Origin of the sequence: Streptomyces sp. NPDC048171, assembly GCF_043202655.1 — a bacterium.
In the GTDB taxonomy this organism is placed as follows: Bacteria; Actinomycetota; Actinomycetes; order Streptomycetales; family Streptomycetaceae; genus Streptomyces.
Genome location: NZ_JBIDAU010000006.1, coordinates 63,367 through 76,997, shown reverse-complemented (window position 1 = coordinate 76,997; position 13,631 = coordinate 63,367). Strand labels below are relative to the sequence as shown.

The following is a 13,631-nucleotide window of genomic DNA, read 5'->3' as shown; positions in this document are numbered from 1 at the left end:
GTGTTCATCTGCATCTCCGCGTCACCCCCACGTTCCGTTGGGCCGGTAGCCGTAGGCGATGAGTTCCTCCAGGCAGGCTATGGGGGCGTGCGGTACGACCTGGCCGTCGGGCGCCTCCGCGAACACCTCGCTGGACAGCACGCGGCCGTCGACGCCGTTCACCTCGCGGACCGAGGTGACCACGCGCTGGAGGCGGCCGCCGCTCTGGAAGTTGTTGCGCCGCTGGATGAAGACGACGAAGTTCACCGCGCCGGCCACCAGCATCTGGCTGGCCTCGATCGGCAGCCGCTCCGACGCCTGGAGGGCGTACGTGGAGATGCGGTTGAAGACCTCGTGCGAGCTGTTGGCGTGGATCGTGGAGAGCGAGCCGTCGTTGCCCTGCGACATCGCGTTCAGCATGGTCACGATCTCGTCGCCGAGCACCTCGCCGACGATGACGCGGGAGGGGTTCATACGGAGGCTGCGGCGGACCAGTTCCGCCATGCTGATGGTGCCCTGGCCCTCGGAGTTGGGCAGCCGTTCCTCGAACGCGACCACGTTGGGGTGCAGGTCGGGGAAGGTGTCGAGGCCGAGTTCCAGCGCGCGCTCGACCGTGATCAGCCGCTCGTGCGGCGGGATCTCGTTGGCGAGGGCGCGCAGCAGCGTCGTCTTTCCGGCGTTGGTCGCACCGGCGATCATGATGTTCTTGCGGGCGCGCACCGCGCAGGCCAGGAAGTGACCCAGCTCTGGGGCGAGGGTGCCGTTGCCGACCAGGTCGGAGATGAAGACCTTGCCCATGCGGGCGCGGCGGATGGAGAGCGCGGGGCGCCGGGCCACGTCCATGACCGCCGACAGTCGTGAACCGTCCGGCAGTCGCAGGTCGAGCTGCGGGTTGGCGGAGTCGAAGGGGCGGGACGACAGGCCCGAGTAGGCGCCGAGGATCTGGATCAGCTCGATGAGTTCCTCGTCGGTCTCGGCGACCGGCTCGCCGCGCGCCTCGCGTCCGTCGGAGTAGCCGACGAAGACGTGGTCGCAGCCGTTGATGTCGATGTTCTCGACCTCGGGGTCGTCGAGCAGCGGCTGGAGCCGCCCCACGCCGAACAGCGCGGCGTGCACCGCGGCGGCGTACGCCTCCTCCGTCTCCGCGTCCAGCGGCGTGCGCCCGGCGTTGATCTCGGCGCGGGCGTACTCCTCCAGGATCTGGGCTATGACCGCGCGGGCGTAGTGCCGCTCGTCCTCGGTGGACATCGGCGTGACGCCTGCGGCCTGGTCCTGGCGGCGCTGCTCGGCGATGCGGTCGCCGGCATCCTGCCGGAACCGCTTGACCAACGAGTGGTCGACAGCGGTCATCGGCCGGCCCCCGCGTGGCCGGGCATGCCGGTGCCGGCGGGTCCGTTGTGGCCGGCGGGGTTGTGGCCCGTGGGCCCGGTGGGTCCGGTGGGTCCGGTGGGCATCGACCAGGCGGCGCCGAACTGCTGGTACAGGTCCGACGTGACCTTGCGGGCCGAGCGGATGAGCAGCGACTTCTCCAGCCGCCCGCGCCTGCGCCCGGCCAGTTGGTCGGCTCCCGCCGGGTCGTCGGCGATCGTGCCGACCACGCGGGCGCCGGTCTGGGCGTGCACGAGCATGTCGTTGACCTGGCCGGACAGCTTGGCGGCGTTGTTCGTGTCGGCGACGAGGACGACACCGATCAGCGGCATACCGGCGTTGGCCGCACCGCGCGGGCCGCCGTGCAGCTTGTTGGACAGGGCGGCGGCGCGGTCGCGCACGCGGGCGATGGCCTCCGGCTCGGTACGGGAGACGAGGAGGACGAGCGCGGCGTGCTGGAACAGCTCCGTCGCCGGGCTGTCCCCGCTGATGCGGCCGCAGTCGGCGATGACGTCGGCGGGCGCGTTCGGTGAGTCGGCGAGGGAGGCGAAGGCCCGGCCGAGGGTGGGCCACAGGCCCGCGAGCCCGGCGGCCTGCTCCGAGATGCCGAGCCCGACGAGGACTTCGAGGCCGCCGCTGAGGGGCTGTACGTGGTCCCAGAGCTGGTCGGGTACGAGGCCGCGGCGCGCGGTGGCGGCGATCGACAGCATGCCGGTGTTCGGGTTCAGCGGGCCGCCGTGCGCGGCGGCGGACCGGTACACCAGGTCGCCGCCGGCCGGATCGGTCTCGGCGAGCAGGACACGACGCGGCCAGACCGCCGCGAGGGCGACGGCCGCGGTGGTGACGCCGGGGGAACCCTTGTCGGCGGCCAGTGCGATGAGGGCCATGGGATGGGGCCCCTTCTACTTGCCGGGGACGCGCACGACGGCGACCTCGCCGGCGGCGGCGGCCGAGGCGAGGGCCGCGGCGTCGGCCTCGTCGACCAGGAGGGTGAGGGACTTGCTTCCGGTACTCACGGTGGAGTCGCTGTCGTCGGACACGCCGTTCACACGGGCGTCCGGCACGATCGCTCCGCCGGAGGCGGATGACGACGCGTCACCGCCGGAGGCGTCGGAGTCGTTGCTGGAGCCGTTGCCGGAGCCGTTGGCGCCGACGCGGTAGGCGGCGACGATGTCACCCGACTTGATGCCGGCCGGGTACTGCCCCTCCTTCAGGGCGACACCGACGGAGGCCTTGCCCGCGGGAATCTGCTCCTGCTTTGCGAACATCTGGCCCATCACGACCGTGTCCTTGTAGATCGTGGACTTGGCCTTGAGGTCCTTGAGCGCTTCCAGCTGCGTCCACTGGATGTAGTTGATGCTGTCGTCGGCGGCCACCATCACGGACTCGACGTTGTTGCCGACGGATTCGCCGGCCTGGATGTCGGAGGTCACCCGGACGACCTCCACCCGGTCCCCGGCCCGCAGTACGAGCATCGTGGCTCCCAGCGCACCCACCAGAATCAGCAGCACAGCCAACGCCGCGAGCGCCGGTTTGCGCTCGCGAGGAGGGCTGGGAAGCCGGTCACCGACCGACGGCTGAGCCGGAGCCGCGGAACGCCCCGCGCCCGCCCCCGTACGCTCCTGGATCTTCACGCAACCGCTCCCCGTACGACCAAGAAATTGTCTGCCACGTTCACACCCGAGCCAGGACGACCCAAGTACGCAGAATCATCTGCAAATTCGGACAGTCCACCCGCGCCCACCCGACCGGTGACGCCCCCGGACATCCCCTCACACACCCGTCCTACCTGGGCGAATGACCAGCAGTGAGGCGGGTGTCAAGCCATCGCACCGTATCAGCCACACATAAGCCCCTCAAGGCGTCCCCGCCCCCCGTACCTCCGCCCTGCCCACCGTTACTCATCTGCAACTTCGCGCCCACGGAACCCCCTTGAGTACCGCGCGACAAACGCCCCTTCGACTGTGCGCGCGCGAATCCACACACGGCACCGCCGGGCACCGTCCGCGTGCTCTTCGTCACGGTGCGCCCATCAGGCCTGCACGATTCACTCACGAGGGAGCGGACCGGGCGTGCCATGATCTTCGCTCGGATCAGTGACGGGGCGAGCACGGAGAGATCACCGGGGGCTTTGATGGACCTTCTGCCAGTCAACGGCGCGGCGTTGGCCGCGGACCCGCGGGCCGCGGAGGCGATACGCGCCGTGAGCGCCCGGCACGAGGTCGACTACATGGACGACGGCGCGGTGAGCGCGTTGCTCGCGCAGCGGCGGCGGGCGATGGAAGGGGAGCGCCGGCACCCGTCCGCCTGGCTCGGGATCCTCGCCCTGACGGTGGGCCTGCTCCTGCCGGTCGTCGTCCCGACGATCCGCACGCTGAGCGAACACCGCCTGGTCGCGGTACTGGCCGCCTCGGGATGCCTCGTCGTGGTCGGCACCGCCCTGGTCGCCTACGCGTACACCCGCTGGAGGCGCGCGCTGAACCACCCCGCGCTGGCCGGCTACCGCGAGACCCTGGGCATCGCCCGCGCACACGGCATCCCACTGACGCACATCCCGCCGTGGCTGGAGGGCAAGACGTCGCCCGAGGGCGGGAAGGGGGCGGCGCCGGTGCCGTCGTATCCGGCCGTAGCACCGTTGGACGTCCGGCCCCCGGCGACGGATGTCCCCCCTCCCGAGGCGCCTTCCGCTCCCGTCGCCGTACCGCCGAAGCCCGCCGCCGTATCGGAGTACGAGTGGAGGGTCAACGAGGGCGGCTGGCACACCGAGGCGGGCTGTCTGCTGCTCCTGCTCGGCGGTGGCGGCGCGGCCTATGCCGCGACGTCGAGCGAGCCGGTCGGCTACGGCGCTCTCTCCCTCGTGCCCGTCGCCCTGTACGTCTGGCTGGTCGGCAGCCGCCAGGGCAGCGAGAAGGAGCGCCTACGACAGGAGGCGCTGGCCTACGTACGCGCCATCGCGGAAGCGCAGGCGGCCGGCGCCCGGGTGCCGGAACTCTCCTCCGAACTGCGGAAGCTGGTGGACGAGGCCTGACCGCCGACCGCCCGCCACCCACCCTCGCCTCTCCCTCTCTCTCCCCCCCACCAAGGAGCCCCTGATGCACCGCGCCGCGAAGGCCGCCCTCTCCACCCTGACCCTGCTGTCTCTCGCGACGCTGACGGCGTGCGGCGGGGACTCCGGTACGGACGCGGACTCGGCCGCCGGAAAGCCGGACACGACCGAGACCGCGGCCAAGCAGCCCTCACCGGCGGAGTATCTGGCGAAGACAATGGTCACGACATCCGAGGTCAAGGGACTCAAAGTGGACGAGATGGACGAGGAGTTCCTCTTCGCCAAGTCCCCGGACGAGCTGACGACGGACAAGCCCCTCTGCGCGCCGCTGGCGCTCGCCATGAACCAACTGCCCCTGGGCGACCCTCGGGCCGACCTGACCCGCTCGGTCTCGGGGCAGATCGAGTCGGAGCGCAAGACCGGCATCGGTTACACGTACATCACCCTGACCAGCTACGCGTCCGGGGGCGCGGCGTCGGCCCTGGCCGACGTGAAGAAGGCTGTGGAGGGGTGCGGCGGCGGCTTCACGGCCAAGTCGAAGGAGAGCGAGAGCCCCTACGACTCCGTCACGGCGGAGAAGGTCACACCCGCCGGGGACGAGGCGCTCGGCTTCAAGTCCACGCTGACCGTCCGCGACGTTCAGCACACCGTACACACGGAGGTCGTCCGCAGCGGCGACACCCTCGCCGTCTACTTCTCGGTCGACGGAATGGCGATCGCCAACGCCAGGCCGAGCGACGCGAAGCTCTCGCCGACCGTGGTGAAGGCGCAGAACGCGAAGCTGGCGTGACGGTGTGAGGCCAATTGGCCCTCACTACTGGTTGTTAGCCCCAGCCTCAGCTCTACCTACTGCTACCGGGCGCCGCGGCTCTTCCCCTTGCCCTTTTTCCGCAGTTTCCGCAAACGCCCCCGCTCCCGCGCACGGCGCTCCTCAACACGGGCGCGGCGCCATCGGTAGGAGAGCCAGCCCACTCCGCCCGCGACAACGACGTACGCGAGCACCGCCGGACCGGTCCCGGAGATGTACGCGCAACCGGGCTCGTACGACCGGCAGTTCCTGCCTCGGAGGCCGCTGATCAGAAAGATGACCGGCGCCAGCGCGGCGGCCCAGCACACACCACGGGCCACGACGCGCGCCGCGCGTGGCAACCTGCCGCCCGTACGGGCCGCGCCAGGGCTCTCGAACCGACTCGACATCGCGCCGACCCACCCGACCAGGCTGAACACCCCCAGAACGCCCCCGACCGCCCAGGAGCCACCGGGCAGGTCGTACAACACCGGCGCGATGTGACGCGAGAACCACCGCGTGCCCCCGATGCCCAGGACCAGCAGCGCCCCGCCCACCACGAGGTACAGCAACAGCCCGACCACGCCCCGCACCCGGATGCGACCGTCGCCCCTCTCGCCGACCGCCCCCCGGTCAGACCCCGTCATACTCCCGATCCCACCTGCTCTGCCGCACGCCACCCCAGGTACCCATCACGACCGCAGCCCCGAAGAGCACGGCGAGCAGCCCTCCGTTGTAGCTGATGTCCCTGTCCGTAGTCGGGCCGGCGATGCCTTCGGGGTCGTACCGCACCCGCATCTCGTCGCCCTTCTCCACCCAGTCCTCACAGCCGTCACCCTCCGAGAGCGAGGGGGATATCGCCTGTCCGTCGACGGAGCGCAGGTCGCAGTGGTTGGTGCTGCTGTCGTCCACGGCGACGACCACCGCGTCGGTCCACGCACCCCGGTCCGCCAGGGCGGCCTGACCGCCGGCTTCGGTCCCCAGGAAGCCCATGGCCATTCCGGCGGTCAGCGGCACGATGAGCTGCCACGCGAGCTTCCTCTTCTTGCGAGGCACCCGCCGCAATGTGAGCAACGGAATGAGCAGCGACGCGAGCGGAAGCACCAGGATGGCAAGCAGCGCCCCTGCGCCCCGCACCACAGACGGGAACGCCACAACAGGCCCCAGCCAGGAGAGCCCCAGCGAACCGCCCGCGCACACCACACTGAACAGCAGCCACCGGACCCAGTCCACGCGCCACCACACGGGCTCGCCGCCGGTGCGGGGTATGTCGTCTGTCAAGTTGTCCCAGACCCCTTCAGTCACACCCAAGTGTCCGGGGCCACCTTAGCGAGAGCGGCACCTCAGCAATCGTCACTGCCGACCACCACGAGGCCGCCCCCTGCACCTTCCGTTGATTCTGGCCAGGAATCGCGGCTCCCCCGGGAGAAACCGGATTCGTGCGCCGCCGCCCGCGACGTGACAATCAGGCCACACAAGCGCACCGCGTAGGCTTATAAATCCGGCATATCACTTGTTCTGGGTGAAGTTCGCTCTGGCGAAACCAGGAACCTCGCAGCTAGCGTCTGAGGTCCTGACAGCACATCTGTCTCACGGGGAGATCACTGTGAAGCGCCGTACTTTGCCCGTTGCTGCTGCGTTCGCCGCTGCCGCAGCTCTGCTTCTGACCGCCTGCGGTGGCGGGGACGACAAATCCCCGGACAACGAACAGATCGCCGGGGCCGACACCGGCCAGCCCGCAGAGGCGACTCCGTCCGCCAAGAGCCCGTCAGCGCCGTCCGATCGCCCCAGGATCACCCTTCCCAAGGATGTCGACAACAAGTTCGAGAACTGGGAGACCGGAGAGGTCGCCGAGGACGCAGTGCTGTCCGACGTGGCCCAGACAGTGAACGCGGTCGATGACGCCATCATCCGGGGCAATGCCGACTCTGCGACCGTTGCGTACTACCGCCAGGGCAATGCCCTCATGAGCGCCCAGAAATGGATCCAGGCCTGGCTGGACGAGGACCTCACCTGGACGGGCGTCACCCGCTACTTCAAACCCGACATCAAAGTCGCGGACGAAGACACGGCCGCAGTCGTGTACTGCGCTGACGAGAGCAAGGCATACAACAAGAACCGCAAGACCGGCAAAGTGGACAAGACTCCCTCCGACGAGAGTACGTACGTCACCTACAGCACTCAGCTGAAGAAGAATGACAAGGGCGTCTGGCAGACCACGGAAGTCCAGTCGAAGAGGGGAGACCAGACGTGCGCGCCCTGACTCGCGGTGCATCCGCAACGAGCGCCCTCGTCATCACTCTCGCCCTGGCCGCTGGAACAGCGCACGCGAAAGGGCCGGGCGCGTCCGAGTCCGAGATCGATGCCGAGGGCACCCAGTCCGGTGGCGATCTGGTTTCCAGAATTACGTACACCACCACTGGCCAGGGCAGGGGTGCGTCCGGCGGCAATGTCACCCCTGTCGGCGACTGGACCCCACCCGCCTGCTGGTACGAGCCCCGTTCCGCCAAGGAGTTCTCCAAGTACGTGGAGGACATGTACAGCGAGACCGTCAACACTCCGGGGCAGCACAGCTATGCCAAGACCTCGGTCGGCATGTTCCGGGACAAGTACAAGGACGGGAAGTACGAGAACTACAACCTGGACGAGGCCGACGCAGGTAACTGGTGGGTCGCCGTACAGGACGAGGACCGCTGGATGGAGCCCGAGGCGCAGCTCTGCGACGAGGAGCCCTTCTGGGTGGAGAACGGGGACGCCCCAGACGTCGAGAATGCGGTGACCCCGGAGATCCTCGCCGAACTCGCCTACAATCACGTCCGGTTGCCCACCACTAACGTGACCTTGGCTCCAGCCGGCGCTACCAAGGTCAATCTGCCGACCTGGGCCTGGCTGGACAAAGCAACGTTCAAAGAGGTCTCGGTTACCGCAGAACTCGATGTCGGCGGCCTGAACATACAAGCCACCACGACTGCCACTCCCGTCTCTCTCAAGCTGGAGCCGGGCACGCCCGACGCGGAAACCTACCCCGCCTCCGGCGAGTGCGTGATCAACGACGACGGTTCGATCGGCGAGCCCTACACCAAGGGCAAGGCCGACCAGACCCCGCCCTGCGGCATCAAGTACTTCCGCAGCTCCGGAGACGGCTCGTTCGACCTCCAGGCGACGGTCACGTGGGAGGTCGCCTGGACGGGCTCGGGAGGAGCGGGCGGCGACCTGCCCGACGGGACGTTCGGGAACGGCCAGGAGGTCGTCGTACAGGAGATCCAGGCGGTCAACCGTTGAAAACAGAACAGCGCGAACACACGCGAGGGGAGGGCCCACAGTGGGAGAACCGGATCTGACCGTCGACTACGACTTCCTCGCGGACTGTGAGCGCAAGCTCGGCCAGCTCAAGAAGACCTTCGAGGACATCGAGAACCGCCGCGACGACATGAAGGAGCACTGGGGCTCCGGTGACATCGCCGGGGCCATGGAGGACTTCGTCGACAACTGGGACGACTACCGCACCAAACTCGTCGAGTCCATCGAGTCGGTCGGCAAGCTCGTGGCCGGCAGTAAGAAGGCCTTCGAGGATCTCGACGAGCAATTGGCCAAGAAGGACAAGAAGAAGCAAAAGAAGTGACGCCGTGACACCGACATCCAAGCGCCGTCCGGTGGACTGGCAGCCGCTCTGCGAATCCGATCCCGTTCCCGGCGACCCCGAGGAGATCCGTGCCGAGGTCAAGCACATGGTCTCGGTGGCCAAGAAGCTCCGGGACCAGGCCAAGAACCTCAAGGCGATCAGCGACGACGAGACCCTCAAGGGCAAGTACGTCAAGGCTTTGCGCGACCAGTCCTCCACGCTGGAGAAACACATGCGGGAGGTGGCCGGCCGATATGAGCGTGTGCACGGTCACCTCACCAAATGGTCGAACGAACTGGAGGACTTCCAGTCCGACGCCGACAAAGTGCTGCACCAGGCCAAGCAGAAGCAGGACGAGATCGAGGCGGACAAGGCCAAGAAGTCCGGCTCCGGCGACAAGGACACTCCGCAGGCCTCACCCAGCGGCACCGGCCATTCCGACGACGACCCTCTCCATGCGTACCGCACCCGGCTGAGCACCATCACCGGAAATCGGGACACCCGCGCGAGCCATCATGCGGGCAAGATCCGCGACGAGATCGACGACGTCATCGAGGACTCGTGGTGGGACGATGTCAAGGGATGGGTGCACGACAACGCGGACTGGATCAAGAAAGTCCTGGACGGTCTCGGGTGGATCGCGACCATCGCCGGCATCGTCGCGATCTGGATTCCTGGGCTGAACCTCCTGGTCCTGGGAATCGCCGTACTGACCATTCTGACCAGATCCCTGCTGGTCGCCTCCGGTGACGCGTCCTGGACCGACCTCGCCTTCGACATCGGCGGCCTGCTTCTGATGGGCATCGGGCGAGGGGGCATCAACGCGCTCAAGGGTGCGAACAAGGCCGCCTCCACCGCCGCCCAGACCAGCAGGACTGCGGGTCTCAAGGCAGGTCTCCGCTCCCACAAGAGCATGCTGAACGACCTGAGCAGGGCCATGGCTGGCGCACAGGACGATGTGTCCCGGAAATTCTTCTCCGATCTTCGGCACTTCACACTGAAGAAGATCTCCCGAGAAGCCGGTCTGGTCACCAAGGGACCTGCCGAGGTCTCGGCGGCCTCCAAATGGATGCATCTGGGGGACGACGAGGCCGCCGGACTTTTCGGACAGCTGCGCGCGAACAAGGGCACCTTTCCCGGCGCGGTGTCGAGCGGCACCACGGCACTCGGAAACGTGGGCTACGGAGCAGCCCTGACCGCCGGGTACGGTGGCATGGCCGTCGACGTCATGGACAAGTCCTTGAGCAAGAGCGACTCGATGGGCTGGCTGGCCAAGCATGACCTGCTACCGGGCGACAAGCCCTACAACGAGGACTACAACACCTGGAAGGAAAGCGGCTGGATGCCGGCACCGGACACGCACTGGTGATCACTCGGACAAGAGCGCCGGTCAACCGTCCGGTGTGTTGAGCAGGGAGAGCGGGAGACATGGCTGGGTCGGTCAGAGAACAGTTGGGCACAGGAGCGAACTTCCGGGTCCGCGTGACCATCATCGGGGCTCTGGTATCGATCATCCCGTTGATCGGCATCGCACTCGTTTTGCCTGATTCCACACGTGACGCCGCCTTCTGGATCTACTGGATCATGCTGTCGGGCTGCCTGCTGCATCTCCTCTGGATCCTGGTCAGGAACCTCGTGCCCAGCGCCCGGCCGCCGTTGCTGACCCGCGACCTCGCGATGGGCTGGGCCCTGCTGCTGCCCAGCCTCTTCACCTCCTTCTGGCCGGGCATCGTCGGAGCCCCACTGTTCACCGTGCTGGTTGGTGCGACGTCAATCGCGGAAAGGATCCGGAACCGCAGTGCCGCCTCGTGAGAACGCCATGGACCACCTGGAGGACACTCCTTCCGGGCGCGTCCCCAGCGGCTTCAATCTCGTACCGCCGCCCGGCTGGGACACGATCCCGCTCCAGTCCGGCACGAAGGACGCGATTCAGCGGATCGTGAGGACCTCCGTGTCGCAGCTCCCAGCGGGTTTCCCGAAGGACGACATCCCCAAGGCCAGGATGCAGCTCGTCAAGGAGCTCAAGCAGGCCGCCCGGAAGGCGCGCGACTCCAACGGGCTGACGCTGTACCTCCCTGTCGAGCGCATGCACGGAATGCTCATTCCGGCTTCCTTCATCGCCTCCGAGCCGCTGGCCTCGCCAACGGGGGGAACGAAGCCCGAGTCGGTGCTCGTCGACCTCGCGCGGGGCGCCGAGGAGGCCTCGGCACGGGAGCTCGACGGTACGGCCGCCGTACGCACCCTGCGCAAGCTGCCTGCCGCACCGGATCGGGGGGTCGAGGCCCCGTCATGGCGGGTGCAGTACACCGTGCCGATCCCGCACAGCTCACCGGCCAAGTGGCTGACGTTCTCGTTCAGCACGCTGGTCGCACCGGACATGGACACCGAGTTCACCGAGACCCTGGTCGAACTGTTCGACGCCGTGATGACCACGTTCCGCTGGAGCCACACATGATGATTGTCGACACCGACGCCGACCCCGGACTCTGGTTTCACATGCCGCTGCGGCTCGGCAAGTCGGAGTTCGCCGAGTGGCTGGACCTGCAACTGCAGGCGACCGGGCTGCTCCATCAGCGCAAGCTCACCTGGCGCGAGAAGCGGCAGATGAAGAAGTTCCTTGAAGGGTCGGCGGCCATGCTGGGCCACCGCGTCGAGGCCGATCAGGCCTACCTATTCGGACCCATGCCGCCCCAGGCGGCGCCGCTGGTGTTCTTCGCCAAGCAGTTCGCCTGCGACGAGGAGCACAGCGAGCTGCACCTGAGCATGATGGCAGAGCCCGATCCGGGGACCGCCGAGGCCAGCGAGCGCGTGGAGACGACACCCTTCGACTCACCGCACTTCGGCACGGGCCTGCGCTGCCTGCGCAGTTGGACCGCCCCCGACGGCCACCTGATGCTCTCCGTCAGCTACGCGTGGAACGACCCGTCCCACAACATCGATCTGCTCCTCAAGGGCCACTACGACGACCCGGCCCTCCTGGAGGCGTCCTTCGACGCGATCGACGACTTCGCGAGGAGCGTGCGGCTGCGCGTGCCGGACTGAGGACTGCTCGGCAGTGCGGATCCGGCGGCGGACAGCCGTCCGGCTCGTACCCAGTGGCGGCACCGGCCCGTGATCGATACGGACAGTGAGCTTGCCCCCAACGCCAGACAGGGGCCGGGCTGCCGTATGAGTGACCTGCCTCTCGGCGGCACCATCTTCCAGTATCTGAGGGAGACGTTCGGCTCCATCAGCGAGCTGGACAAGGTCGGTGATATCGCACCTAACGAGCGCGTTGCTGGGCTAAATTCGGCAAGGGACGGCCGACGCGGCGACCGACTGAAGCGCACGCGGATCTGATCAAGGCGATCGGCGACATGCATAGCGACATCTGCCCTGAGATAGCCCCATCTCGTGACTGCCGTATCCAAGCACCCGTCGTGAGAATGTTCGTTTCCCCTGCCTCGGTGAGGGGTTTACCACGTCACTCCGGTGCCGGGGTGCAGGTACTGAAGTCTTAGGCGAGAGGGGCCGACGTGGCATCCAGGAGCGAGCAGCGCGCGGCAGCGGAGCGTCTCGGAGTGCACGCCGAGGCGAGTGAGTGGTGCACGATCGACAAGATCCCCCAACCCCCCGCGCACGTACTCCAGGCCGCCGGAAATCCCCCGCTCCGGCCGGGCAGGCTGCGCCCCCTGGGCATGGTCGGTGCGGCGCTCGCCGTGCTGTTCGCGCCGCTCGTCATGCTGTTGTCCCTTCTGTCGTATGCGGAGGAGGCGCTGAAGCGGGCCCTCGCCACGAAGGCCGAGAAGGAGCGACTGCGCGCCAAGGACGCGGACGACAAGCGCAGGGACGCCCTCATCGCCGAGCGCGGACTCGACGGGGTCTTCGACGGGAACTGGGGCGGCGACGCCGGCCGCTCCCTGCTGAGCTGGTACGGGCACTCCACACATCATGAGCGGCTCGTCCTCGCGATGGAGGACGGGATCGTCCTGGCGGCTCCGCCGACACGCGTGACCACGGGGAGCGAGAAGCACATGAAGATCGTCGCCCGCCTCTCCGCCTCCCAGGCGGTCCTCGTCGACCCCTTCAACGGCGAGTTCGACACCCGAATCGTGTTGCTCCGCTTCCGGGACCGCTCCTGGCTGCGCCTGGGGACGGTGGAGCCGCGCAATGCGCTGCGCAGGTACCTTCTCCGCCAGCCCCTCGCCGACGGCTGACCCGCCCGGCGTACCGGACGGGTCAGCCGTAAAGGGCGGGTCAGCCGTGTCGGGGCTACTTGCTCCGCGCCTGCTTCGCCAGTTCCTCGTCGATCTGCTCGAACTTGTCCGCGGCCGTGGTCAGGTAGTCGCCCATGCCGTCGAGGCCGTCGAGCGTGTCCTTCGCGCCCTTGGTGAACTCGTCGAAGTTGTCGTCGAAGGCCTTGGAGGAGGACTTCGTGACGTAGCCCCCCTCGACCAGGTTCGCGATGTACTTGCGGAGGCCGTCGAGCTTCTCCTGGAGCTTTTCCTTCTCCTTCACGACATGCTTGGCCGCATCCCGCATGTCCTGGTATGTGATGTCAAGGTCTTTGGCCATGAAGCCGCTTCCTCTCACAACGCCGCAGGGCCAACCCCCGTGGCTCCTTCTTTGCGGATCGAACCGGCGCACCGGTCAGACCGGTCGTATGTCACGACCGGTGTGATCGTCCGCTCTTGAGGCAGCAGCTTACGGGTGAGGCCGTTGGTGTCACATCCCTGCGTTGCCTTCGGGAACGTGCGGTCACCTCCCTGTTGCCGGACCGCGACACCCAGCGGATATCGTCGCCTGGACTGTGAGCCGTGGTGTGGAAGCGGCTCCAGGGGCTCGCCTGG

The 13,631-nt window shown here is 67.8% G+C and carries 16 protein-coding genes; 10 read left to right on the top strand and 6 right to left on the bottom strand.

What is annotated here, in order from left to right; all coding sequences use genetic code 11:
- Positions 1-21 precede the first annotated feature (21 nt).
- The 3 genes from ACGF3J_RS17840 to ACGF3J_RS17830 are packed head-to-tail and all read right to left on the bottom strand — an operon-like array spanning position 22 to position 2,981.
- Positions 22-1,329, bottom strand: coding sequence for a CpaF family protein (locus ACGF3J_RS17840; protein ID WP_161326768.1), 1,308 nt, complete (start codon positions 1,327-1,329; stop codon positions 22-24).
- On the bottom strand, positions 1,326-2,234 hold the full coding sequence (locus ACGF3J_RS17835) for a hypothetical protein (protein WP_161326769.1): 909 nt from the start codon (positions 2,232-2,234) through the stop codon (positions 1,326-1,328). Before ACGF3J_RS17835 ends, ACGF3J_RS17840 begins: the two co-directional genes overlap by 4 nt.
- Positions 2,235-2,249: 15 nt before the next feature.
- Entirely contained in the window at positions 2,250-2,981 is a 732-nt protein-coding gene (locus tag ACGF3J_RS17830; RefSeq protein ID WP_161326770.1) for a hypothetical protein, read from the bottom strand.
- A gap of 500 nt (positions 2,982-3,481) precedes the next feature.
- Between ACGF3J_RS17830 and ACGF3J_RS17825 the strand changes: the two genes are divergently transcribed.
- Positions 3,482-4,375, top strand: a complete 894-nt coding sequence (locus tag ACGF3J_RS17825) for a hypothetical protein (protein WP_393854264.1) — start codon at positions 3,482-3,484, stop codon at positions 4,373-4,375.
- 64 nt (positions 4,376-4,439) lie between these two features.
- Positions 4,440-5,183: a hypothetical protein gene (locus ACGF3J_RS17820; protein WP_161326772.1), complete on the top strand. Its 744-nt coding sequence runs from the start codon at positions 4,440-4,442 to the stop codon at positions 5,181-5,183.
- 62 nt (positions 5,184-5,245) lie between these two features.
- On the opposite strand, the gene ACGF3J_RS17815 is transcribed toward ACGF3J_RS17820, so the two are convergent.
- Positions 5,246-5,827: a hypothetical protein gene (locus tag ACGF3J_RS17815; RefSeq protein WP_161326773.1), complete on the bottom strand. Its 582-nt coding sequence runs from the start codon at positions 5,825-5,827 to the stop codon at positions 5,246-5,248.
- Positions 5,814-6,461: a hypothetical protein gene (locus tag ACGF3J_RS17810; protein WP_202557587.1), complete on the bottom strand. Its 648-nt coding sequence runs from the start codon at positions 6,459-6,461 to the stop codon at positions 5,814-5,816. The genes ACGF3J_RS17815 and ACGF3J_RS17810 overlap by 14 nt, the downstream gene beginning before the upstream one ends.
- A 325-nt stretch (positions 6,462-6,786) precedes the next feature.
- On the opposite strand from ACGF3J_RS17810, the gene ACGF3J_RS17805 reads away from it, so the two are divergent.
- The 8 genes from ACGF3J_RS17805 (at position 6,787) to ACGF3J_RS17770 (ending at position 12,998) form a co-directional block, all read left to right on the top strand.
- Positions 6,787-7,443 (top strand): hypothetical protein, encoded by a 657-nt coding sequence (locus tag ACGF3J_RS17805; protein WP_161326774.1) that lies wholly within the window; start codon positions 6,787-6,789, stop codon positions 7,441-7,443.
- Positions 7,431-8,462: a hypothetical protein gene (locus tag ACGF3J_RS17800; RefSeq protein ID WP_393854263.1), complete on the top strand. Its 1,032-nt coding sequence runs from the start codon at positions 7,431-7,433 to the stop codon at positions 8,460-8,462. Before ACGF3J_RS17805 ends, ACGF3J_RS17800 begins: the two co-directional genes overlap by 13 nt.
- 40 nt (positions 8,463-8,502) lie before the next feature.
- The gene (locus ACGF3J_RS17795; RefSeq protein ID WP_161326775.1) at positions 8,503-8,802 is read left to right on the top strand and encodes a hypothetical protein; all 300 of its coding nucleotides are present in this window, start codon (positions 8,503-8,505) and stop codon (positions 8,800-8,802) included.
- Positions 8,803-8,806: 4 nt separating this feature from the next.
- Positions 8,807-10,171 carry a hypothetical protein gene (locus tag ACGF3J_RS17790; RefSeq protein ID WP_346345962.1) on the top strand — a complete coding sequence of 455 codons (1,365 nt, stop codon included), beginning with the start codon at positions 8,807-8,809 and terminating at the stop codon, positions 10,169-10,171.
- 59 nt (positions 10,172-10,230) lie between these two features.
- Entirely contained in the window at positions 10,231-10,614 is a 384-nt protein-coding gene (locus tag ACGF3J_RS17785; RefSeq protein WP_393854262.1) for a hypothetical protein, read from the top strand.
- The gene (locus tag ACGF3J_RS17780; protein ID WP_346345963.1) at positions 10,601-11,257 is read left to right on the top strand and encodes a hypothetical protein; all 657 of its coding nucleotides are present in this window, start codon (positions 10,601-10,603) and stop codon (positions 11,255-11,257) included. The genes ACGF3J_RS17785 and ACGF3J_RS17780 overlap by 14 nt, the downstream gene beginning before the upstream one ends.
- Positions 11,254-11,844, top strand: a complete 591-nt coding sequence (locus ACGF3J_RS17775) for a hypothetical protein (protein ID WP_161326777.1) — start codon at positions 11,254-11,256, stop codon at positions 11,842-11,844. Before ACGF3J_RS17780 ends, ACGF3J_RS17775 begins: the two co-directional genes overlap by 4 nt.
- Before the next feature lie 473 nt (positions 11,845-12,317).
- Complete coding sequence (locus ACGF3J_RS17770; protein WP_161326778.1) at positions 12,318-12,998, top strand: hypothetical protein; 681 nt, start codon at positions 12,318-12,320, stop codon at positions 12,996-12,998.
- A gap of 55 nt (positions 12,999-13,053) precedes the next feature.
- Here ACGF3J_RS17770 and ACGF3J_RS17765 read toward each other — a convergent pair whose 3' ends face one another.
- Positions 13,054-13,356 (bottom strand): WXG100 family type VII secretion target, encoded by a 303-nt coding sequence (locus tag ACGF3J_RS17765; RefSeq protein WP_202557588.1) that lies wholly within the window; start codon positions 13,354-13,356, stop codon positions 13,054-13,056.
- Between the last annotated feature and the right edge of the window lie 275 nt (positions 13,357-13,631).